This is a genomic window from Mesorhizobium sp. M0208, from assembly GCF_040322015.1.
Classification (GTDB): Bacteria; Pseudomonadota; Alphaproteobacteria; order Rhizobiales; family Rhizobiaceae; genus Mesorhizobium.
This window is the reverse complement of sequence record NZ_JAMYSP010000031.1, coordinates 36,507-58,697: the sequence shown is the minus strand read 5'-3', so window position 1 is coordinate 58,697 and position 22,191 is coordinate 36,507. Positions and strand designations below refer to the sequence as shown.

23 protein-coding genes are annotated in these 22,191 nt (G+C 60.1%); 8 read left to right on the top strand and 15 right to left on the bottom strand.

Annotated features, from left to right (window positions below; translation table 11 throughout):
• Position 1: 1 nt before the first annotated feature.
• Positions 2–1,489 (bottom strand): NAD-dependent succinate-semialdehyde dehydrogenase, encoded by a 1,488-nt coding sequence (locus tag NKJ17_RS25230; protein ID WP_352509055.1) that lies wholly within the window; start codon positions 1,487–1,489, stop codon positions 2–4.
• Between the two features lie 18 nt (positions 1,490–1,507).
• Positions 1,508–2,734, bottom strand: coding sequence for an iron-containing alcohol dehydrogenase (locus NKJ17_RS25225; protein ID WP_352509056.1), 1,227 nt, complete (start codon positions 2,732–2,734; stop codon positions 1,508–1,510).
• Between the two features lie 187 nt (positions 2,735–2,921).
• On the opposite strand from NKJ17_RS25225, the gene NKJ17_RS25220 reads away from it, so the two are divergent.
• From NKJ17_RS25220 to NKJ17_RS25205, 4 genes are all read left to right on the top strand, one after another.
• Positions 2,922–3,623, top strand: coding sequence for a GntR family transcriptional regulator (locus tag NKJ17_RS25220; protein WP_352690532.1), 702 nt, complete (start codon positions 2,922–2,924; stop codon positions 3,621–3,623).
• 153 nt (positions 3,624–3,776) lie between these two features.
• Positions 3,777–4,370: a DJ-1/PfpI family protein gene (locus tag NKJ17_RS25215; protein ID WP_254819857.1), complete on the top strand. Its 594-nt coding sequence runs from the start codon at positions 3,777–3,779 to the stop codon at positions 4,368–4,370.
• Positions 4,371–4,672: 302 nt separating this feature from the next.
• On the top strand, positions 4,673–4,900 hold the full coding sequence (locus tag NKJ17_RS25210) for a CopG family transcriptional regulator (protein ID WP_352479447.1): 228 nt from the start codon (positions 4,673–4,675) through the stop codon (positions 4,898–4,900).
• Complete coding sequence (locus tag NKJ17_RS25205) at positions 4,897–5,334, top strand: TA system VapC family ribonuclease toxin (protein WP_352509058.1); 438 nt, start codon at positions 4,897–4,899, stop codon at positions 5,332–5,334. Before NKJ17_RS25210 ends, NKJ17_RS25205 begins: the two co-directional genes overlap by 4 nt.
• A 712-nt stretch (positions 5,335–6,046) precedes the next feature.
• Here NKJ17_RS25205 and NKJ17_RS25200 read toward each other — a convergent pair.
• The 4 genes from NKJ17_RS25200 to NKJ17_RS25185 form a co-directional block, all read right to left on the bottom strand.
• Entirely contained in the window at positions 6,047–6,502 is a 456-nt protein-coding gene (locus NKJ17_RS25200) for a type II toxin-antitoxin system VapC family toxin (RefSeq protein ID WP_352509059.1), read from the bottom strand.
• A complete protein-coding gene (locus NKJ17_RS25195) occupies positions 6,483–6,725 on the bottom strand; it encodes a type II toxin-antitoxin system Phd/YefM family antitoxin (protein WP_352509060.1) in 243 nt (80 codons plus the stop codon). Before NKJ17_RS25195 ends, NKJ17_RS25200 begins: the two co-directional genes overlap by 20 nt.
• A 430-nt stretch (positions 6,726–7,155) precedes the next feature.
• Positions 7,156–8,283 carry an NAD(P)/FAD-dependent oxidoreductase gene (locus tag NKJ17_RS25190; RefSeq protein WP_352509061.1) on the bottom strand — a complete coding sequence of 376 codons (1,128 nt, stop codon included), beginning with the start codon at positions 8,281–8,283 and terminating at the stop codon, positions 7,156–7,158.
• A gap of 63 nt (positions 8,284–8,346) precedes the next feature.
• The gene (locus NKJ17_RS25185) at positions 8,347–9,348 is read right to left on the bottom strand and encodes an SIS domain-containing protein (protein WP_352509062.1); all 1,002 of its coding nucleotides are present in this window, start codon (positions 9,346–9,348) and stop codon (positions 8,347–8,349) included.
• Between the two features lie 100 nt (positions 9,349–9,448).
• On the opposite strand from NKJ17_RS25185, the gene NKJ17_RS25180 reads away from it, so the two are divergent.
• The 4 genes from NKJ17_RS25180 (at position 9,449) to NKJ17_RS25165 (ending at position 14,136) form a co-directional block, all read left to right on the top strand.
• On the top strand, positions 9,449–10,339 hold the full coding sequence (locus NKJ17_RS25180; protein ID WP_352509063.1) for a PfkB family carbohydrate kinase: 891 nt from the start codon (positions 9,449–9,451) through the stop codon (positions 10,337–10,339).
• A 134-nt stretch (positions 10,340–10,473) separates the two neighbouring features.
• On the top strand, positions 10,474–11,310 hold the full coding sequence (locus NKJ17_RS25175) for an ABC transporter substrate-binding protein (protein ID WP_352509064.1): 837 nt from the start codon (positions 10,474–10,476) through the stop codon (positions 11,308–11,310).
• A 76-nt stretch (positions 11,311–11,386) separates the two neighbouring features.
• Positions 11,387–12,916: an amino acid ABC transporter permease/ATP-binding protein gene (locus NKJ17_RS25170; protein ID WP_352509065.1), complete on the top strand. Its 1,530-nt coding sequence runs from the start codon at positions 11,387–11,389 to the stop codon at positions 12,914–12,916.
• Positions 12,917–13,005: 89 nt separating this feature from the next.
• Positions 13,006–14,136, top strand: coding sequence for a LacI family DNA-binding transcriptional regulator (locus tag NKJ17_RS25165; RefSeq protein ID WP_352509066.1), 1,131 nt, complete (start codon positions 13,006–13,008; stop codon positions 14,134–14,136).
• Positions 14,137–15,408: 1,272 nt separating this feature from the next.
• Here NKJ17_RS25165 and NKJ17_RS25160 read toward each other — a convergent pair.
• The 9 genes from NKJ17_RS25160 to NKJ17_RS25120 all read right to left on the bottom strand — a co-directional run bounded on the left by NKJ17_RS25160 (position 15,409) and on the right by NKJ17_RS25120 (position 22,184).
• Positions 15,409–15,777 carry a hypothetical protein gene (locus tag NKJ17_RS25160; protein ID WP_352508008.1) on the bottom strand — a complete coding sequence of 123 codons (369 nt, stop codon included), beginning with the start codon at positions 15,775–15,777 and terminating at the stop codon, positions 15,409–15,411.
• Between the two features lie 252 nt (positions 15,778–16,029).
• Complete coding sequence (locus tag NKJ17_RS25155) at positions 16,030–16,668, bottom strand: ribbon-helix-helix domain-containing protein (protein WP_502906568.1); 639 nt, start codon at positions 16,666–16,668, stop codon at positions 16,030–16,032.
• Between the two features lie 214 nt (positions 16,669–16,882).
• Positions 16,883–17,476: a hypothetical protein gene (locus tag NKJ17_RS25150; protein ID WP_352508007.1), complete on the bottom strand. Its 594-nt coding sequence runs from the start codon at positions 17,474–17,476 to the stop codon at positions 16,883–16,885.
• Positions 17,473–18,054, bottom strand: coding sequence for a L,D-transpeptidase (locus tag NKJ17_RS25145; RefSeq protein WP_352508005.1), 582 nt, complete (start codon positions 18,052–18,054; stop codon positions 17,473–17,475). The genes NKJ17_RS25150 and NKJ17_RS25145 overlap by 4 nt, the downstream gene beginning before the upstream one ends.
• Positions 18,038–19,201, bottom strand: a complete 1,164-nt coding sequence (locus tag NKJ17_RS25140; protein WP_352508004.1) for a CpaE/TadZ family protein — start codon at positions 19,199–19,201, stop codon at positions 18,038–18,040. Before NKJ17_RS25140 ends, NKJ17_RS25145 begins: the two co-directional genes overlap by 17 nt.
• The gene (locus NKJ17_RS25135; protein ID WP_352508003.1) at positions 19,198–19,833 is read right to left on the bottom strand and encodes a TadE/TadG family type IV pilus assembly protein; all 636 of its coding nucleotides are present in this window, start codon (positions 19,831–19,833) and stop codon (positions 19,198–19,200) included. The genes NKJ17_RS25140 and NKJ17_RS25135 overlap by 4 nt, the downstream gene beginning before the upstream one ends.
• Before the next feature lie 2 nt (positions 19,834–19,835).
• Positions 19,836–20,354 carry a TadE/TadG family type IV pilus assembly protein gene (locus NKJ17_RS25130; RefSeq protein ID WP_352508010.1) on the bottom strand — a complete coding sequence of 173 codons (519 nt, stop codon included), beginning with the start codon at positions 20,352–20,354 and terminating at the stop codon, positions 19,836–19,838.
• Positions 20,355–20,368: 14 nt separating this feature from the next.
• Entirely contained in the window at positions 20,369–21,853 is a 1,485-nt protein-coding gene (locus NKJ17_RS25125; RefSeq protein WP_352508002.1) for a TadE/TadG family type IV pilus assembly protein, read from the bottom strand.
• Between the two features lie 64 nt (positions 21,854–21,917).
• Complete coding sequence (locus NKJ17_RS25120; protein ID WP_352508001.1) at positions 21,918–22,184, bottom strand: hypothetical protein; 267 nt, start codon at positions 22,182–22,184, stop codon at positions 21,918–21,920.
• Positions 22,185–22,191 lie beyond the last annotated feature (7 nt).

Below are 22,191 nucleotides of genomic sequence, written 5' to 3'. Positions count from 1 at the left end.
CTCACATGCTGATGGCGAGGTATTTCGCCTCCATGAATTCCGCAATGCCGTGATGCTGCCCTCCCTCGCGGCCAAGCCCGCTCTGCTTGACGCCGCCGAAGGGGGCTGCCGGATCGGACATCAGCCCGCGGTTGAGAGCAATCATCCCGGCCTCGATCCGGGAGGCCACCCGCATCCCGCGCGCCAGATCGCGCGTGTAGATGTAGGCAGCAAGCCCATATTCAGTGTCATTGGCGCGCGCGATGACCTCGGCCTCGGTTTCGAAGCTGGAGATTGGCGCCACCGGCCCGAATATTTCCTCATGCGCCATCTTTGCCTCGCCTGGCACGTCGCGAAGCACTGTCGGAGGGTAGAAGAAACCACGTCCGGCCAGGACTGAGCCGCCGCACAAGACCCGCGCGCCGCGTGCGACCGCGTCGATGACAAGGCGGTCTATCTTCTCGACCGCCTTTTTCGTAATCATTGGCCCGCATTCCGTGTCCGGATCAGTGCCGGGGCCGACCTTGAGCGACGACATCCGCTTTTCGAGGCCATCCGAGAAGGCTTCGTAGATGCCGGATTGCACGTAGAGGCGGTTCGCGGCCGTGCAGGCCTCGCCGGCGTTGCGCATCTTGGCCACCATTGCGCCATCGAGCGCCGCTTCGAGATCGGCGTCGTCGAACACGATAAAAGGGGCATTGCCTCCGAGCTCCATGGAACACGAAACCACATGCCTGGCAGCTTCTGCCAGCAGCGCGCGACCCACACCCGTCGAACCGGTGAAGGAGAGTTTGCGCACCCGCGGATCGGCCAGCATGGCGGCTGTCAAAGACCCGGGACTGGAGGTTGTCAGGACGTTGACCACCCCCGGTGGAACGCCTGCGTCCTGATAGAGCGCGGCCAGCGCGTAGGCGGTAAGCGGGGTCTCACTGGCCGGCTTCAGGATCACCGTGCATCCAGCGGCAAGTGCCGGCGCGATCTTGCGCGTAGCCATTGCGGCAGGAAAATTCCAGGGCGTGATCAGGACGCAGATGCCGATCGGTTCGTAGTCGACCACGATGCGGTTGGTGCCGGAAGGCGCAGTACCGAATTCACCGGTAATGCGAACAGCCTCCTCGGCATTCCAACGGAAAAACTCCGCGGCGTAAGCGATCTCGCCTCTGGCATCCCGCAGGGCCTTGCCATTTTCCAATGCGATGAGAGTAGCCAGCGCTTCCGATCGTTCCGTCATCAGTTCAAAGCAGCGTCGGAGGATCTCGGAGCGCTTTCGCGGCGACGTTGTCCGCCAGCCATGGGCTGCCTTGGCAGCGGCGGCAACGGCGGCGGCCGCGTCCTCCAAGGTCGCATCGGGTACGGCAGCGATGATGGCTTCCGTCGAGGGATCGATAACCGGAATTACCTTGCCATCCGCGGACTGCCGCCATTGGCCGTCAATATAGAGCCCGTGCGAAATTGTGTGGAAGTCGCTGACGCCCTGATCATCCGACAGAACCTGTGAAAACGTGTTCATCTCGATATTCCCGATTGTTTACACCGCGCAGCTGGCGAGGTCGCCATCAAAGGCGGCCTGGACCAGGCGTCGCATGGACCTCAAATCGAATGGCCGTGGGTTGTTCTTGATGAGGCGCTCGATACCGATCGCTTGTTCCGCCGTCCAATCGAGCTTGTCGGCGGGCAGCCCTAGCTCGGCCAACGAGGGGGTGATCCCGATTGCCCCAAACAGGCGACTGACCTCGCCAATGGTCGCGTCGGCCAACTCGTCCGGCGTCCGGCCCTTTCCATCGAGGCAGAGCGCGCTGGCGATCTCGGCCATCTCGGTCGCTGCGGCTGTTCTGTTGTACTTCATGACATACGGCAACATGGTGGCGACACCCAATCCGTGAGGGGTGTGGGTTATCGCGCCGACCGGGTATTGTACGGCGTGCGCTGCCGCCGTGCCGGCCGTCCCGAACGCGCAGCCGGCTGCAAGTGCGCCCATCATCACGTCGGCCCGGGCGTCCTCGTCAGAAGGCCGGCGGTATGCCGTTTCGAGGCTTCGGCCAAGCAGCTTGATCGCCAGCAGGGCGAAATGATCGGTCAAGGCGGTTTTGCCGATAAAGACATGTGTCTGCGGAAGGCCGGGATCAGTTCCGCGCCTGGCGGCGGTGAAGGCCTCGATTGCATGCGTCAGCGCATCGGCGCCTGCGATAGCCGTCAATCCCGGCGGGCATGTCATCGTAAGTTCAGGGTCGCATATGGCTGCGGCCGCGATCAGATAAGGGCTGGAGATCCCGACCTTCAGTGTGCGATCCGGATCCGAGATCACGGCAACCGGGGTCACTTCAGAGCCGGTTCCGGCTGTCGTCGGCACGGCGATCAACGGCAGCGTTGGACCGGGCACCTTGAACTCGCCGTAGTAATCCTGGAGCTGACCGCCGTGGCTGATGAGCAACGCAGCGCATTTGGCCATGTCGAGACAACTGCCGCCGCCAATGCCGATCACCATGTCGGGCGCGAACTTCCGCGCCTCCTCGACGCAGACGGCAACCGTGTCTCGGGGAACGTCGGGTAGTACTCGGTCATGCACCAGCACATCTATCGCGGCGGCTCGCAGCGCCGCGACAGTCTCCGCGAACGAGCCCGTTGCGGCAAAACGTTCATCGGTGCAGACGAGCGCGCGACGCCCGAGCCTGGCCGCGACAACCGGAATGACGTGGCGTTGGCCCTTCCCGAAGAGGATTTCGCGCGGCAGCCTTATGGCAGCGAAAAGGCTCATGACCTGCATCCTATGACGATGTCTGGAAAGGCTGCGGGCGCGGCACGCTGCTCCCCGCAGGGCCACCGCTAGTGCCATTGCTTCGTCTCGTAACGGCGGCATGATATCCTCTATAAAATCATATAGGATATAGGATTGCATTGGCTCGAGCATCGTGTTAGCAACTCAATGTGTCAAGAGGCAAAACATGCAGGCCATTAACTTACTCAATGCAGACGATACGAACCTCGGCGGCGGGCGTATCCAGCGCTCCAGCAGCCTGGTTGAGGACGTCTACGAAGCGATTTTTGCGCAACTCATGTCGCTGAAGATTGCGCCGGGCTCGCGCATCACGGTCGACAGCCTGGTCAAGGAATTCAACGTCTCCCATACGCCGATCCGCGAGGCGCTCGGCCGGCTCGAGGGCGAAGGCCTGGTGCTGAAGACGCATCTGATCGGTTACCGCGCTGCGCCGCAGATCACGAAACGGCGGTTCGACGAACTCTACGAGCTTCGCCTGCTGCTAGAGCCTCATGGTGCAGCAAAGGCAGCGGTGCTCATGGATGAGGTAAAGCTCGCAGAACTTCAGAAATCCGCCGGCGTCATGGCGCGCCATGAGGGCAAGGACGAGCGTCTGCGGTATTCCAACTTCGCCCGCCAGGATGCCATTTTCCATGACAAGGTCATGGGATTCGCCAACAACGAACTCGTGCGCGAGACACTGGCTCACCAGCATACCCACTTCCACATATTTCGCCTGATGTTCCATTCGCGCGTCACCGAGGAGGCGCTTGACGAGCATGAGGCCATTCTGGCCGCTTTCGCTGCGGCCGATCCTGCTGCTGCCGAGCAGGCGATGCGTCGCCATATCGAGCATTCCCGCGACCGTTTGTTGTTGGCGTTCGACTGAGACTGTCCCGATGTCCCCGTACCCGCCATCGACGATCATCACGCAGGCCAGTGCCAACGAAGACTACTTCCCCGATTCGGCCTTCTAGAAACTCAAACCTGCCGGGCGAGTACAGGTCTCGCCCGGCCCCGTTGTCACAGGAAAGGAAGTACCATGCCAGGCAAAAAGATCCTGATGCTGACCGGTGAATTCACCGAGGAATACGAAATCTTTGTCTACCAGCAGGCTATGGAAGCGGTGGGCCACACTGTTCACGTCGTGTGCCCAGACAAAAGCGCCGGAGACCTGATCAAAACGTCGCTGCACGATTTCGAGGGCGATCAGACCTACACCGAAAAGCTCGGTCACTATGCACTGATCAACAAGACCTTCTCCGACGCCGAGAAGCAGCTGGAGCAATACCACGCTGTTTACTGCGCCGGCGGTCGTGGGCCCGAATACATCCGCACGGACAAGCGCGTGCAGGCGATGGTGCGTCACTTCCACGAAAGCAAGAAGCCGATTTTCACGATCTGCCACGGCGTGCAGATCCTGATCGCGGTAGATGGCGTCGTGCGTGGCAAGAAGGTCGGTGCACTGGCGGCATGCGAGCCGGAGGTGACGCTTGCGGGCGGAACCTATATCGACCTGTCTCCAACGGAGGCATATGTGGATGGGACGATGGTTTCGGCAAAAGGTTGGACGGCGCTTGCTGCGTTCATCCGCGAATGCCTGAAGGTGCTGGGAACCGAAATCCGCCACGCGTAGACCTTTGCTCCGACGCATCTCAAAGGGGGGTGCGTCGGTCCTTGCTGCAGCCTCCGTAGCTTCTGCCGATAGTCTCCCGAGCTGATAAGCTTCCGGAAGGCACGTCCCTTAGGTAGCGCGGCCATAACGGTCCTTTCGGCCCTGCGCAACTTTGTCGGGAGTCAAAGTATGAGGGAATCCGGACAACTCATCTGCTTACGACGCTACGAAGTCGCACCGCTGTCGGAAGTCGCACAGCTTGAGTATCCGACGTCGCTATTCTATATGATGCGTGATGTTTGATGCGCACCAAGGAGGGCGATATGAGAACCACACTTGCGATCGATGACGATGTCCTGGTCGCGGCCAAGGCCATCGCCCAGCAGCAGGATCGCAGCCTCGGCGAGGTCATCACCGATCTCGCACGGCGCTCGCTGCGCCGGCCTCAAGCCGGCGGCGAGCGTAACGGGATTCCTCTTCTGTCGCCTCGGCCGGACGCACCTCCTGTCACGCTTGAGACGGTCAACGCCTTGCGAGACGAACTGCCTTGACGTTCCTGCTCGACGTCAATGTGCTGGTCGCGCTGATCGATCCTGGCCACGTCGCCCATGACGACGCGCATGGCTGGTTCGAAGTGACCGGTAACGCCGCATGGGCTACGTGTCCCATCACCGAAAACGGCGTCCTGCGCATCGTCGGCAACCAAAGATATCCCAATTGTCCCGGCTCGCCCGCCGTCGTTGCGCAAATCGTTAGCAAGTTGCGGACTCTGCACGGGCACAGCTTCTGGCCCGACGATGTGAGCCTGGTTGGCTCTGGCAACATAGATGCAGCGAAAATCCTGACCTCGGCACAGGTCACCGACACCTATCTTCTCGCGCTCGCCAAGGCGCGTGGCGGCCAGCTTGCAAGCTTTGACCGCAAGCTGCCGGCGGCGGCCGTGAAGGGCGGGAAGTCTGCACTCCACCTGATTCCCACAAGGTAGACCACCGGGGTCTTTGTGTCTGTTCCCGCAGTTGAGATAGGCGTAGCCGCGCAGCACCATCAGGCTGTTGCGCTCAGGCGCAAACGCGCGACCGTTGCTCGAAGGCCCGATTGTCTCGATATGCCGCCTCTCATCGAAAGCGGTTGTTCTTGGGCTCCAGAAAGCCCGGCTCGGATTCTACACCGCGGCCACGATCCAAGGTCGCCTCAGCGTCGTTGGCCGGCTCGCGCTTCTTTCTGTTCCGGCCGCTTTTCCGGCGCCGGCCGTTTCGATGCTGCGCTCGCCGACAGTTGGATACGTGTGGATCGTCCCGACGCGGCTTGTGTCTGCCACGCGACTGCTTTGTCGCCGATGGTCCAATGGGTCGGCTTTACCACGCCGGCCTCGTCGAAGTGATGAGGCGGCATGCCAGCAGCATCTGGCCCCCCAGCATTGCAGCCACCCTTGGCCCGCATATCGGCGCGTTATCGAACTGCCAAGGTCGCTTGTGCCCGTTTCTTTCCGCAAATAGGATTTTAACCGGTTTTCCGGGCCGACCGGCGGTCAAGCGCCTCTGGGCACAAAATGCCTTCCTAGCCAGATGGGGCAGGTTCCCAGGGCGCGGGCGTCGTCGGTCAAAGTTCGGCCAGAAACTTGCGGCGATCCAGGGGCAGCACGGAAACGAGAGACTTTGGCACGTCGAACAACATTGGCAGGTGGTCGAGCGAAGAGGTCAGTTGCCATTCGCGAGCGGCCCCAGAATTCGGACTCCCTGGCCGCGCGCGGCAAATGCGAGCTTACGATCGAGGGTGGCCAGGGGCAACTCGGTTTCGATTGCCAGCGCAAGATAGGCGGCGTCATAGACGCTGAGCCCGTGCGAAGCCGCTAGGCTCAGCACCGCGCCGTCCGACCCGCCGCCCGCGTCCTCTAGCGGCAATCGGCGCAGCCGTGCCATGGTGGTGGCAGCTTCGCCCGCCGCGATGCGGCCACACCGCTCGGCAATCAGTACGACGTTCCGCGCCTCGTGCCAGAACAGAGAAGGGACAGGCGCCCTTGTTCCCGGCAATCGTCGCATCAGGGCGGCCGCCGCCTCGCTGTCTTCATCAGGAAGAATCCAGGCAGCCGCCATGGAAAGGTCGACAACGAAAGGCATCACACGATGATCGCCATCAAGCGCGGCGCCCTTCATCGCGCCAGGCCCGAATTTCGTCCTGCGTCACGGGCTTGGCGCGGGCCCGGGCAGCGCTGATCTCTTCGATCACGGCTTCGACATCGTCGCGCCGTTGAATCCGCGACAGTTTAGCGATGGGATCGTTGCCGCGCGAAATAATCACCTCCTCGCCTGCTTCGACTCTTGAAAGCAGTTCCGAGAGATGCGTCTTGGCCTCGCCAACTTTCACCGTGATGGGCATTTTCTGTCCTTGTACACGTCGGGGCCCCTCGCGGCGAGCCGTGTTCATTGCCGTTGAGCTGAGTGTGGATTGCCCGACAATCGCTGTACACAACAATAGGCGCAATGCTGACGCTTGGTCAATGCTTGGTCAAGTCACTAGGCCTGGACATTGCCGACCCCTCGCAGACCGCAAGGCGGGCCGTCTCTCAACAAGGTGAAGTTGTTCGTTCTGGTGGAACGGGGCTTCTGATCGTGCGCGGTTATCTGGTTTTCGAAGATGCGGAGGCTTGCAACTTGTCGCGGTCAGCGCACTCCAATGGATCGCGAGTGGCCATCTGACCATAAGACGACGACCTGATCACGCGATCCTGTCACCCCTCTCTCGGTAAGGGCAAGATTCCCCAGGCCCGCGGCCCATCTGGACGGTTCGGCCTTGCCCAATTGCCCTTTCAGTTGAAACGATTAGGGCGGAACGTTGCAAGCATGGGATGCGGATTGCCTGAGGCGATTTCTTTGGCAAGCAATTCGCCGACGATCAATCCAAGCGTGGCGCCGCTGTGGCTAAAGGCGACGTGAAGCCCGGCAACGGTCTCGACGGAGCCAAGCACTGGCTCGCCATCGCCGGGGATCGGCTTCGGGCCAACTGCATAGGTAGCGAGTTGGAGCCGCGGATTGCCCTCGAGCACCGCACTAGCCTCCTCGAGCAGTCCTTTGACGGTCTTGTCGTGCACGGTGTAGGTTCCGTCGGAGTTGACCATGACTTCTTCCTCCGACCACGCCGAATCCAAAACAAGTGCGCCATCCGGCGTCGGGCGCACCGCCACGCGGGGCGTATTCAGCACGGCACGGAGCTCGGTCTTGATCGGCTTGGTTTTCAAGAGAAGTGAAATCGGGGTGGCGTCGGGGACATGAACTCCGACCGTCGCGAGCATGGCGGGCGTCGCTGGCCCAACGGCAAGGACCACCGCATCCGCCTTTAACGGCATACCGTCGGCAGTGACGACGCCACGCGCGCGACCATCTGTGGCATCTATCCGCACGCGTCCAGCGTTCTGCACGAGTTTGCCGCCGCGGGAGCGGAACTCATTGAGCAGCAGATCGATCAGGCAGGGCAGGTCAACCCATCCTTCGCCAGGATTGAAGATGGCACCCTGCGGGGTGATGGCGCTGGCGTTGACGCCGGGCGCCACTGCGCCGACTTCGGCAGGGCCGAGCAGAAGCGCGTCATACCCGATATCCTGCTCCAGCTGGCAGATGGACGCGATCTGGTTCGCCTCGTCATCCGCATCCCAGGTGAGGCCGCCGTCAAAGCGAAGCCAGGCCGCCGTTTCCGGCCTTGTGGCGGCCAGGGTCCGATAACGGTCGATGCCTGCAAGCCTCAGGCGGTGGTAGGCAGTGTCCGCACGTCGTGCTGAGTTCAGCCAGGAAAGTGAACGGCTGGATGCGCCATTGGCGGGCGCGCCGTCGTTGACAATGGTTACATCAACGCCAAGACGAGCGAGGTGCAACGCGGAAGAGATGCCGAAGATGCCCGCGCCGATAACAACGACATGGCGCGGCTTTGGGAATGCAGTCATAGAGAAATCCTTCTTCGCAGAAGACGGGCTGGAGTTGTTAGATCGCTGCAGAGCGCGGCGGAACTAGTAGTCCGTTAGCTTCTTCATGTAGCGCCGGCCCTCGAGCATCGGCCGGCCGCGCAGACCGGCCAGCTCGTAGGCAAAACGCCACAGAGTGTCGAAGAAGACCAAGGGCACGAGATAGGGTTTGATGCGATTGGACATACCGCTGAGGTCGAGTTCCGCTCCATCGAGCACCAGGGTGTTTTCCCGGCTGCCGTACTTGACAAGGAAGTCGCGGGCGCGTTCCGTGAGGCGCCTCGTTTCGTCCAAGCCCAACATCACGACGAAGCCGGCATCCTTGTCCACCACCTCAAAGGGGCCATGGAAAAACTCGTTGGCGTGTATGGCCTGCGAGTCGTACCATTGCATCTCCATCAACACGCAGATGGCGTAGGAATAGGCCGCGCCATAGCTGGCACCGCTGGCAAGTGTGTAGATCCCCTTGCGCGGCGCGAAACGGGGTGCAAAGGCCCGAAACCGGTCGGCATAGATCCGGTGCGCACGTTCGATGGCCGGCTGAAGATGGCTCAGGCTCATCAGCAGGTCGGCGGTTAGCTTGGCATCCTCCCGAGCATCGATCAGGCCAGCGAGCAACATATAGAGCACGCCGTAATTGCTGTAGGCCGCATCGATTGCTTTGCCCGTCGTGTAGGATGCCTGGTAGGCTACCGGGTGGTCGACCGCCCGCGCGAGGGGCGATGTTTGGTCGAGCGTCATACCGATTGTCGTTGCGCCTCGGTGTTTTGCGTGATTGGCCGCCCGCACGGTCTCCGTGGTGGTTCCTGTCTGCGAACAAAGGACAACGAGCGTGTCAGGTCCCAACCGTCGCGGATCTCGGCAGACGAACTCATCCGCGTTGTAGATGTCGCAGGCGAATGTGCCGCTGTGACGGTCGACGAAGTATTTGCCTGCCATCATGATCGAGAGCGAGCCGCCGCACGCCACGAGGAATAGGTGCGAAAATCGCTTGCCCGTCGTAGCGGTCAGGGCGCGTTCCACGTCGGCGGGCAGGGCGGAAATCATGAGCTTCCTCGTCTCGTTGACAAGCTTGGCCGGGGGCACAATTGACAGATAGTGGTGATTGTGCGAACGTTCTCATATCCTTTAAACTGAAAGTCATGCAATGGTCAAGATTGCCGCGATGGGTGATAACGTGGTCGATTGTTATCTTGCTCGCGGCGAGATGTTCCCCGGAGGAAACTGCCTCAATGTCTCGGTCTATGTGAGCCGCTTCGGCGGGCAGTCGGCCTATGTTGGAGCGATCGGCAAAGACCGGGCCGGGGACCTGATCTGCGCTGCACTGGCGTCGGAACGCGTGGACGTCACCCGATTGCGTCGCCTCGAAGGGTCGACTGCCTACTGCCTCATAGGTCACCGAAACGCTGATCGGATTTTCCTGGACTTCGACCTCGGCGTCTCGATGTTCACGCCAACGCAAGAAGATCTGGATTTTCTCTCGGGCTTTCAGGCCGTCCACATCGGCCAATCCAGCGGGTTAGACCCGTGGGTTGCCGCGGTATCGAGCAAATCCCTGTTATCTTACGATTTTTCTACACGGCGGGAGCCGGGACACCGGCGCGAGATTGGGCGCTATTGCTATCTGGCCTCCGTCTCGGGCGACGGTCTCAACGACGATAAATTGGCTGCAATCGTATCCGAACTGCTTGCATGTGGTTCAAAATGGGTTCTGGTGACTCGAGGTCGAGCTGGCGCGGTGCTTCACAGCGACACCGTCTCCTACAGCACCCCGGCGCGGCTGGTCGAACCCGTCGACACCCTGGGCGCGGGCGACACCTTCATCGCCAGAACGCTATTCGGCCTGCTTAAGGAAGAGGCGCCTCAAGACATTCTCGGCCATGCCGCCGAGGCGGCGGCCGCTACCTGCCAGTACTACGGGGCGATCGGCCACGCGACAGCAATCGAGTTAGGAAAGATGACGCCGGAGATCCTTCGCGGAGCTAGGCACGCTCAAGACTGGAAACCGTCTAGCAGCGAAATTCTCCGAAGCAATTGACGCGAGAAATGGACAATGCTAGTGAAAATGATAACGTTCTCACCTATCTGACCAAAACGCCACCTAAGAGCGTTTAAATGAGACGTCGAGTGGGATCGCAGGGCCGAGTTCGGCCAATCGTAAGAGGAGAAGACATGCACACGAATTTGAGCAGGCGCCAACTGGTGAAATCCGGTCTGGCGCTGACGATCGCGCTGTTGACAGGACTTGGCACGTTGGCCTCGTCAACGCAGGCAAACGCGGCCGACAACCCCTACAACCTCATCGACCCGACGGTGATCAGCGTCGGAACCATGGGCGATGCGAAACCCTATGTCTTCACCGACGCCAACGGTAACTTCACTGGCTTCGACGCCGAACTGTTCCGTGATGTGGCGCGCCGGCTCGGGTTCAAGGAGGAACAGGTCGTTTTCACCGGCCAGGAATTCTCGGCGCTGCTGCCGTCGGTGGCCAACGGCCGCTTCGACGTCGCTGTCGCGGCCATCGGCACGACCGCGGAGCGCAAGAAGACCGTGGATTTTGGCGACGGCTATCTCGCCGGCTACCTGTCGATCATTTCGGCGGATCCGGCACTGACGAGCAATGAGAGCACCGCCGGAAAGCGCATCGGCGTGATCCAGGGAACGCTGCAGGAAATCTATGCCGAGAAGAATCTGAAGGGCGACATTGTCAAATTCCCCGACAACAACACTGCGGTGGCGGCGCTGAATAACGGGACGATCGATGGCCATTTCACTGATTATGAGTCGGCCAAGCAGTATGTGGAGCGCTATAAGAACCTGAAGATAACAATGAACGTGCCGTCCTTCGATGCGCCGGCCGGGTTCGTGGTCAAGAAAGGCAACGATGCCTTCCGCGAGGCGCTGAATAAGGCGCTGCGCGAGGCCATGGACGATGGCACCTGGAAACGGCTGCATGAGAAGTGGTTCCCGGGCACTCCGATGCCCGATCAATATCTGCCCAAGAAGTAAATTCGCGCGTATTCATTTTCGTTTCCGGCCGGGCCCGTGAGCAACGGTGCCCGGCCGAGTTATAGATGGACTTGATATGAGCTGGTTCGATACCTTCGCCCGCAGCTTCCTTGATTTCCAGGCGATGGCAGAAGTTCTGCCAAACATGGTGATGGTCGGCCTCAAGAACACTTTGATCCTGGCCCTTGCCTCGACGTTTTTCGGGACGCTGATCGGTATCGTCCTCGCTGTCATGGGGATTTCCGAAAACCGGCCGCTGAAACTCCTTGCCCGAGTCTACACCGATATCTTCCGCGGGCTTCCCGCCATTGTCACGATCCTGATTATTGGCCAAGGCTTCGCGCGGTTGGGCCGAGATCTGTTCGGTCCATCGCCTTATCCGCTGGGCATTCTGGCACTCAGCCTGATTGCCGGCGCCTACATCGGAGAGATTTTTCGCGCCGGTATTCAGAGCGTCGAGCGTGGTCAGATCGACGCAACGCGCACTCTCGGTATGACGTACGGCCAAGGCATGCGCCTGGTGGTGATCCCGCAAGGCATCCGCCGCGTCCTGCCTGCACTGGTCAACCAGTTCATCGGTAACGTCAAGGACTCCAGCCTGGTCTATTTCCTTGGCCTGCTCGCCTCCGAACGCGAACTGTTTCGCGTCGGCCAGGACCAGGCCGTGCTGACCGGCAATCTGTCACCACTGTTGCTGGCCGGCGTGTTCTATCTCGTGATCACGGTGCCGCTAACCCACCTCGTCAATTACATCGACGCTCGCATGCGCGTCGGCAAACGTATCACCGCTGTGCAGAGCGGCCTCAAGGAAGTCGCCGAGCTTGCCGAAGCGATCGTGCCGGGCGCAGCGACGTTGCCTGCAGCGGCGCCCACACGCTTCAAGGGCGGCGGCATCGAGGTCAAGAATATCGACATGGCCTACGGCGTCGTCCAGGTGCTCCATGACGTCAGTCTGAAAGTGCAGCCCGGGACCGTCACCTGCCTCATCGGGCCGTCCGGCTCGGGCAAGTCGACCTTGCTGCGTTGCCTCAACCGCCTCGTAGAGTGTCGAGCCGGTGACATTCTGCTCGATGGCGAAAGCATCTACAAACAGACCCCTGACCAACTCCGGCGGCGCGTCGGCATGGTTTTCCAGCAGTTCAATCTGTTTCCCGACCGCAGCGCCCTCGCCAACATCACCCTGGCGCTGCGCAAAGTTAAACGCATGTCGCGCGAGGAGGCTGAGGGGGCGGCCTTAGCGAGGCTGAATGAAGTCGGACTGCTGGAGCGCAAAGATCATCGGCCGGCTAATCTCTCGGGTGGGCAACAGCAGCGGGTGGCCATCGCGCGCGCCTTGGCCCTCGAACCTGAGGTTATGCTGTTCGACGAAGTCACCAGTGCCCTCGATCCGGAATTGGTCAAAGGTGTCCTGAATTTGATGGCCGACCTCGGGCGGGGCGGGATGACGATGGTGGTCGTTACACACGAGATGAACTTCGCTCGCAAAGTCGCGAACCAGGTCGTATTCATGGACGAGGGGCGGATAGTCGAGGCAGGACGACCAGAGGACCTTTTCGACAATCCGCAGAGTCCACGTCTTCGGCGCTTTCTGTCAGAGGTGCTGTGATTGCAATGGTGTGCGCAACGGCGGGTGCTTCGGTGTTCGGCCTTGCGGCGCGGGCTTAACTGCCGCTAGGTCCCCGTCACAACGCGCGCATGGGCGGCGGGGTTTGCCGAGTGACTCAAAGATCGTCGAAAAACGCAACTATCATAGAGGTCGCTCGCCGGGCCGGGGTGAGTTCCGCCACGGCCGGGCGTGTCCTTGGTGGGTACGGCTACAGCAGCCCCGAGGTTCAGGAGAAGGTGCGCGCCGCGGCAGCTGCGCTGGGCTATCGGCCCAATCGCCTGGCCAAAGGCCTGATCACCGGTAAGACGCAGACTATCGGAGTTGTCGTCGGCGACATCGAAAGCCCCTTCTATGCCAGCGTCCTGCGCGGAATAGGGGATGTCGCGCGCTGTGGCGGCTTCGGGGTTATCGTCACGAATAGTGACGAAAATGCCGAACTCGAGCGAGAGGCGGTGCAGCTCCTGCTGGAAAAGCAGGTCGACGGTTTAGTTGTCTCGTCGACTTTCGTGGACGAACCGGATCATCTTCGTGAGGCAGTCGCAGCCCGCTGTCCCGTCGTGCAGTTTGACCGCATGGTCGCGGGCCTGGAAACCGATACAGTGGTGGTCGACAATGTTTCCATAACGCGTAGCAGCATCGCGGCGATGATCGGCGCCGGACACAGCCGCATCGGAATTCTGGCGGAGCTCGGACCGGGCCAACGCGATGATGTTGGCTCGTTTGTGGCAAACGCCGATCTCTCCAGCGCTGATATTCGCTATCATCATCCAAGCTGGCAAAGGCTATTGGGTTACCTCGAAGCCCATCGCGCTGCGGGCATTACACCGGATCCGCAGTTGATCCGCCGCGTGGCGATCTATTCTAGCGAGGCGGCCCGCAAGGAGGCACTCGACCTGCTGACAATGCGCAATGCGCCGTCCGCCCTGTTTACCGCCGATGGCATGATGTCGACAGGCGTTCTGGAGGCGACATCGGCACTGAAGCTTGCGATCCCGGGAAACCTTTCGCTGCTTTGCTTCGACGATCTCGACTGGATGCAATTCGTGGCCCACGGCATCACAGCCATCGCGCAGCCAGCACAATTGATCGGAGCGGCGGCGGCGGAGCTTCTCTTGAGGAGGTTAGGGGAGGCCAGTTTGCCTTTCGAGCACCGTGTGCTGGCGGCCCGCTTGGTGGAGCGTAATTCAATTGCGGTTCACCGCAACCGCGAGGCCGTCTGATCTCCGGCCGCGACGGTCTGGCTGGAGCTGAATTGCAGCGCGTCTATGCCGAGGTTGAGGCCATGCACGGATATTGACGTGTCGTATGTCTCTTCGCTTGCCTACAACAACATCGGCCATCGGGATCGGCTCGGCTGAATGACAGCCCAGGCGGACTGCTGGGCACGACTACTACTGCTTGCGATGCCTCGGCGTAAGCTGCGCAAGAAAACGGGTGAGAACATCCGGGTTCCGATTGCGGATCTCGATGTCGCTCTTGCGCCGGATTGCGCCGCGTACAAGTCTGGCGCCGAGATAGCGGAACGGCTCTGGAGGCAATGCCAGCCGCCGGTCGATGCCGACAAGACCGCTGGCGCTCCGCCGGTCCTTGCGCTGAGCACCAGACTGGCGAGCACGCGGCCGCCGATGGGCGTCTGTGCAATGCCGGTTCCGTTGAAGCCCATGCCATAGAAGATGCGGCATGACCGCGCAGATGATCGAAGACGGGAACATGCTCGGGCGCGAGCTAAAGCGATCTTAGCTATGCCTCAGAGTCCTGTCGGATCCGCCAACAATTCGCAAAGTGTTCGGGGTTCCAGTCGGGAGACCGCCAGCGGCTAATCACCCAATCGAGGGATATAGCTGCGGTGCCTACAGCACGAGCTCCTTTTTCAAATGCACCAGTTCATTTTTTTGCAAAATTCGCGTGAAACAGCCGCTGTCGCCAGACAGAACAGCCCAAGCGAGCCGGCCCCAAGCCGCGCGGGAGCGTTCAAGCCGTTTCCTGTAACGGAGCATCGCGCGCAAAGCTTCGCCGCAGCCAATCGAGAACAGCATAGAGACCGAACTTGTATGCGTGCGAACCCAAGGTGCGGCGAACATCAAAGCTGCGGCATCTTGATGGAAATGGGACCCAATGGTCCGTCTGCAGGGGTAGCCAATAACTTGCCAAGGCTGCGCTGTTGACGGGCTCAGGTCTCGTATCGAAAGAGCCACCTGGATTTACGCCGATTTTCTTCGGCGACGGTATGGTGATCAGGTGATCAGGTGATCAGCCCATTTGCGCGAGCGGAAATCCAGGAGCGCTTCGGCTATTCCAACACGGCAAGCGTTGACAGCAGAGAGAGTGAGTTTGAAGACGCAGACTTCTCGTCGCAATGTCGTCTGGGTTCAACGCTCAATCGACCACGCTCAGCAGTGAAATTGCGGCAAGTGGTCTCAAGACAGTTCCACTGTCAGTGGCAGGCCGGGTGTCAAGATCGCCTTCTGAGTCATCGGACGAGGCAACACTCGCTAATTCGAATTGGCGGGCGCGGAGGAATACTGGTTTTTGCCTGTTGCCCTTGCTCGGCCCCGCCAATGCGATCCGTCGGGAAGTTTAGCCGATAATTCGCCTTGAGTCAGTGCGGCGATAAGTAGAGAGCAATCGAGTTCCTCACGGAACGGAACCTTCAGGTCACTCTGAGCTGCCATCCGAAGCGATCTCAATCTTGCTGTCTTCTCGGTGCGTTCGGCATGCTCAGCTTCGGCAATGACCTTCGCGGAGCGGATAAGCTTTCTATTTTCCAGCCAACACATGTGTTCGATCCTGCAAAATTTCTTCTTGGAGCTTGCCGCAGCTTTTCCGCGCGTTGCGCGGCGATCAGCCCAGTTCGGATCCAATTCCGCTTTTCCGCTCGCTAAGCCCTCTCTGGCGCCAATACGTCGTCATGCCCTCTCTCTTCGAGGTTGTCGCCCTTCATTGTAATGAATTCGGTTGATTGGTGATGGTGCCGCTCCCGCCAAACGGCGCGGGCCGTTGGCTGGCAATAGCGGTCGGGCCTAATCGAAGTCTCGCAGACAGTTCCTATTCGCGCAAAATGACACGAAGCATCTTCTGCCCGAATTGAGCCTCGCTCGCCGGGAGCGGCAGCTCTAGCCGTTGACGAACGCCATCAGCAACTCCGGTTCGGGTACGGGCGCGCGTACTACATTCAATTGACCTCGATACCTGCGTTCGCCGGCCCCGATGACAAAGCCGCTGGCGATCGGAACTTCGCCGTTGGCATCGAGCCGGGCAAAAATGTCGGCGACGTTGAGATCTAGCGCCAGCTTGAGATCTGGTCGTGCATCATAGTCTGGTCCGAGCGGCAACTGACGCTTGACCAGTTGCTGGAACGGAGCATTGAAAGTCAGGATCTTCTTCGATGACGCCAAGGCGAAAGCGGGCGAGGGGCAGGCAAGCAATATGGCATTGATTGTCCTGATCGATGCAAGCTTCCGCAGGACGATGTTTTCATCCGCGAGCCCGTTTATGCAAGCCACCCGTATCGCCGATGTCAGGTTACCAGTGTTGGTCGCACTTTCGGCGATTTCCTCAATCAGCATGCCGATCGTGCATTTCCTACTTTCAGCCATCTGCTTCAGAGATATCCAGAAAGCCTTTTCCAGACGGATGCCGCGGCGTATGCCGCCACGCGCGACCACCCGGAATTCCAGCCCGAAATCCTCTTTCGTGATCGTTAGAAGCAGCCGATCACGATTGGTGCGAGGAGAAATGGCGATAGCGCTCACTTATGATCTCCTGACGCCTTGATGGTCGGCTTCAAAAGGTAACTTAGAGTCGTATTGCGGCCGTCTCGGTGTCGACTGAGCACATCATGCCCCGGATGACCAACTAAGTCCTGCCTCCATTTCGAGCGTCGAATCGTCTGTCGCGACACGCGCGACGCCAAAAGCGGCGGACGATCTTCTCTGGCAAGCATTCCCTACGCTCCCGTATCCCGCTCTAATCGATCTTGCGATAATACACCTTGCCGTCAGGCTGCTCTATGCGCCGGTAGGAGGAGCTTGGGGCAGGAGGCACCGGTGCTGCACTGCTCCTTTTGGGCGGGCGTGGTGCTTCGACGATACTGCGTTCGGTCGCTTCTTCACCATCGAGATCGCTGAGCGGCTCCGCCGTGGCGCTGGTCATCTCAACAAGAGGCTCCGCCACGGTAGAAACGTCGTCGTGGACCACCGGTAAGTTCTGTTCAATTCGGGCAATGCTGTCGTTGATCTGGCTGAAGCTACCCTGCAGTTGATTGTCCAGTTTTTCGAACCGGCTTTGAAAACCGTTGTTGACCGTATCGAGGCGGGCCGCAATCCGTTGCTCGAACAATCCGAGCTGTTCCAGCCTCCCTTCGACAGAGCGCAGATCGTTGATGCTGCGGAAGAGATAGGCGGCGGCTGTTAAATTTGCTCCCGTGATCAGCAAGGCGCCTGCGGCGACAACGCCGATCATCCTGGCATTGCTAGGTTTCCCAGCGACAGCTTGTTCGAATGCTTGGGTCGCCGGCCCAATGTCGATCGCCGGCATGTCCGGGTCGCTAATCATCGTCATTGGACCACCACCTTTGCACCGACCGAAACGCGCTTGAAAAGATCGATCACATCGGTATTGGTAAGACGAAAGCATCCCGATGTGCCGTCGAAGCCAACCCCTGAAGGGTCGTTGGTGCCGTGTATGCGATAAAGCGTGTCGTGCCCGTCTCGGGATAAGTAGAGCGCCCGTGCGCCGAGCGGATTGTAGGGACCGGCCGGCACCATCTCCGGCAGCTCCGGCTGGCGCGCGCGCATTTCTTTCGGTGGGCGCCATTCCGGCCATTCGGTTTTCGCCCTCACTTCCACGGTGCCGCTCCAGCCAAATCCGTCACGCCCGACGCTGATCTGATAGCGCAGCGCCTCACCCTCTCGGGTCACAAGATAAAGCGCCTTCTCGTGCTTGCGGATAATGATCGTGCCCGGCTGTTCCGCGGTCTGGAAAGCAACGAACTTGCGCAGGCTGGGGCCCATGGCTGGCAGCGGCCGCTGGTCCGATAGCGCGGAGCGGGCATGGGCGCAGTCCCAGGCCGATACCAGGCCCATGATGCAAGCGCCTGCAAGCAGCGGAAGGAAGCGGTATCTACCGGGCAGGGTCATCGAGCCTCTCTTTGAAAATCCGCTTCAGATCCCTGTTGAAGCGTGCCCGCCCGTCCACTTCGGAAGGCATGATGGCTCGGTTCAGCGCATCGGTCAGCAGCGCATTGTCCAGGGCAACCGATTTGATGTGCGGTGCCTTGAATATCTTCTCGAGTTCGCTGCGCGAAAAATGGTTGCCGAACCATTTGCGCTTGTGCTTGTTGGCGACCAGCGTGATGTTCACCGAATTGCCGCGCAAATCGCGGATCTTCTTGTAGAGCCGCTTGCCCTGCCGCAGCGACGCGACGTTGAGCTCGAACACGATGAAGATCGCGTCGCTCGTGGAAAGCACAGGATTCTGCCAGGGAGTTTCGATGTTGGGCAGGTCGATGACGATGTCGTCGAAGCGATAGGCAACAAGGTCCAGCAGCCGGAACACGAAATCCGCGCCCTGCGGCTCGAATGGCAGTTGCGGCCTTTCGAAGGCGTACAGCGTCAGGCCGGACGGGCGCGAGAGCTTGATAACGTCCATCAGTTCGACATCGAGCCTTTCCGGCTGGCCGATGATGCCGGCAAGGTCGAACTGGTTGAAGAGGTTGAGATAGGCGCCACAATTGGCACTTTGGAAATCGAGGTCGACGAGGCAGGTTGAAGCTGCACGTTCGGTGGATTTTGAGGCCAGGAAATCCGCGGCCGACAAAGCGAGCGTCGTGGCGCCGGCCCCGCCGCTAGCGCTGATGAAGGTGATGATGCGGCTCTTGGTGCCCTGGTTGCCGGTGTCATGGAAGGTGACCGCATTCAGAAGCTCCTTGGCATCGACTGGTTTGTGCAGCCAGTCCGAGGCGTTCATCCGCACCAGGATGCGCGTCTGTTCAGAGGTCAGCTCGTCTGAAACCGCAATCAGCGGCACGGCCGCCCACAGGGCGCGCCCCTCGACAATGCCGGGCTTGCCAAGCAGCTCGCCATTGGCAAGGTCGAGGATTACGATGCCCGGCCGCGTGTCGGGGATCGGGCCTTTGAGAAAGTCATCCGTTTCGGAAATCCGGACGTCATAAATAGCCAGCGCGTCGAGCCGCGTCGCCACCTCGTGCTTGAACTGTGAATCCGACGAGAACAGGGCGACCTGCTTTCGTTTGGTTGGGAGAACCTTGGTGTTGATGGCGTTCATGGTGATGTGCTCTTCAGGTCTTCGCCCGTAACCGTGCTTAGCATGGACGGCATGGTGACGTTGGCAAAGCCCATCAGCCCTTGCAGAAAGAAGAACTGAAAGGTCACGTTTTGAAGACTTACGGTGATTGTTGGCACCGGTCCCCCCAGCCGGGTCTGATAGCCCAAGCCAGTGGCGCTGTAGGTGACCACCACATTGTCGCGGCGCAAGCGCGGAAAGAAATGGCACATCCCGGGCCGTTGATTTGCTGCAAGTGGGGGACAGGCATCATCGTTGGTGTTTGCCGTGTCCCCGCGAAAGACACGGCTGAAGTTGGCGGCATTGAATGTGCCGCCGTTGGTGCAAGCCCCTGTGCCAGCCGTATATGTGCAGACAAAGGGGCCATATGCCGCGGCAACGACTGGCGCACCCGGTGTCGTCGTCGGCGCCGCAGTCGCAAGGGCCGTCGCAATGGGGTCTGAAATCGAGGCCAGCCGGGCGCCGAGCTGGACCGCCTTGGTAGCAGCGTTCCATTGGTAGAAGGCGTGAGCGAAATCGACGAAACCGAGGACAAGGGCAAACAGCAGCGTCGAAACGATAGTCATTTCGACCATCGCCGCGCCGTCGTCCGACTCCGCAAAACGCTTGATCATGATCAGAACCGGATCAGCCGCTCCTCGTGAGAGCCGTTCAGCGTGATCGGGCCGATGCCGATGATCGACAGCATGCCGACCCCGCTGTACGCCAGGGTACCCGCAGCCCTGACGATACAGACCTGCGCGGTGGTTGATCGATATTGGGCGACGCCGGCGACCACAGCATCGTGGCAAGAACCAGCGGCAGCGATTGTCACCGTCACATTCGATTTCTGCCAGCCGCTGACGCGTGCACTGCCGGCTCCCGCCGCATTGCCGAACACAGCGATATTTGCAGCGATATCGGCGCAGTTGACCGCCGCAAGCCCCGCTTGTGTATACAATTGGCTGTTGCAGCGCGCGGCGAAGCGGCTTGCATCTGAAAGTCCGGCTTCCATCAAGAGTTTTTCGTGAATCAGATTGCCGAACTCGAACACGCCACCCGCCAAAATCAGCATCAGCGGCGTGATCAGCGTCATTTCGATGAGCACTGCACCGCGTTGATCGCATCGAAATCTATCCAGATGGCGCAATAGCATTCCAATCATCGCCATCACCGGTAAAGCTGAGCTTCGTCGCGGAGGAAATTGTCTAGCGTGCCCTGGCCGCCACCCCCAGTAACGTCAACCAATTCAACCATCACGGATGCGTCTTCCGATGGCGACGCAACCGGTTCAGTGAGTAAAAAGCTTGCAAAAGCTTCCACCGGCAGATCCGTGCTGTGGCCGGACAGATCGCTGCCGGCAGCGTGGAGTGCATTGCAGTTCAGGATCGCACCGTAAATCAACCGACGGTCAACCGTCGTGACAGGAGGTTGGCAAGTTGCCGACGGGGTTCCGATCTCTCCACCAGTCGACGCCATGCCTACCAACCCGGCTGATATCTCGTAACGGTAGACCTGATAGCGCGTCGGCTTGGTCGTATTCCATGAAGATGGGTAGGCAGCGGAACCAAAGTTGGTGCTCCAGTAACCAGAGAAATTCCAATTTCCATCGCCCATTCGGCCGCCGAGGTATGGAGTGGTCGCGTCGCGTGGAAGGCCCATTGTTCCAGCTTGGGTGAATGAAAGTTGGTTCATGGAAGGACATTGGTTTGCGCTTCCTCGGGTCTTGATTGCCCCTTTACGGACGTTCGCGGCTGGACCGTATTCAGCACTATTGAAATGGTTGCCGCTGGCTGCAATGCCGAAACGAACATTGAAGGCGTCTTGCACTGGGCCGGCGTTCTGGCCAGTTTTCGTGCTAACGTTGGCGGAACTGTAGCAACCAATCGGCCTTGATGTTGCAATCGTCTGAGCGAGGGCTTGAGCACCGTTCCCCACACCGGCCGGAGGTTCGAGGAAGCCGAAGTTACCAGGGCCAGCGGCAGCCCCATTTCCGACCTTCCTCAGTTCGATCAGTCGACGATGTACAGCCGGGTTGGAGACGGCCTGCTCAAGTGTGAATCCGCCCGCTGCATTCGTCCCGTTCACCGTCTCGTAAGGGTTGCACATAAAAACCGGCGTGAAATCGCACACGCCGGAAGTGAAGCCCGCCACAGCGACTGCGCCAACATTGAAATTGTTGCTGGCGCTGGATGACAAGAAGGAAGCCGGGAAGATTGCAGCAAACCCGACCGGGGCTACAGTGACTTCAACAAAACGGGCAAGTTTGGCGTCATTCAGCTCGTCGGTGATCACATTGGCCGGCAGAATCGGGAGATTGTCGGTGGCCGGCAATGAGCGAAGATATCGGCGTGTTACTCCGGCGGAAGCGAGCGTTTGAGGAGGGCCGGCGGTCGAGAAGGTGTATCGATTGCGTACCAGCGTAGCGATCGCCCTATCAGCACGGCTGATAGAGCCCGACGTCCCGTCCAGCTCAGCCGCGCCTGCCAGGGCAAACGCATCAGCACCCTTCTGCAGATCGTTATGCAGATTGTTGAGCCGGCTCATGTCGATCACCAGCAGAGAAAATCCGATGATCGCCGGCAGCATGACGCTGACCAGTATCAGCGCTATTCCCCTCTGATCGTGCCAGAACGCGCGAATAATACGCAGCATGGCCTTGCTCTTTTGCTCCTTGACGCCAGGATTCCTTGTTTACCTGACGCGCTGATCCTTCTGTTCAATCCGCCGTGTCTTTCGGCGTCCCGACATTGACCGTGATGGCCGGCGGCGGCGGTGGTGGCGGTGGAAACTTGTAACTCTGGGCAAGAGCAGCAGCGCGCGCGCCATCCCCTTCAATGGCGGTCTTTTTCGACGCCGGATTGAGCGGATCGACCGTCTGCAGAAGCGAATTGTATTTCTGGGTGTCGCCTGCGGCCAGTGTCACCGTGTCGTAGCGGTTTAGATAGTCGGCGCAGCCCGCCAACCCGCTGGCACACAAAAGCATGATCAAC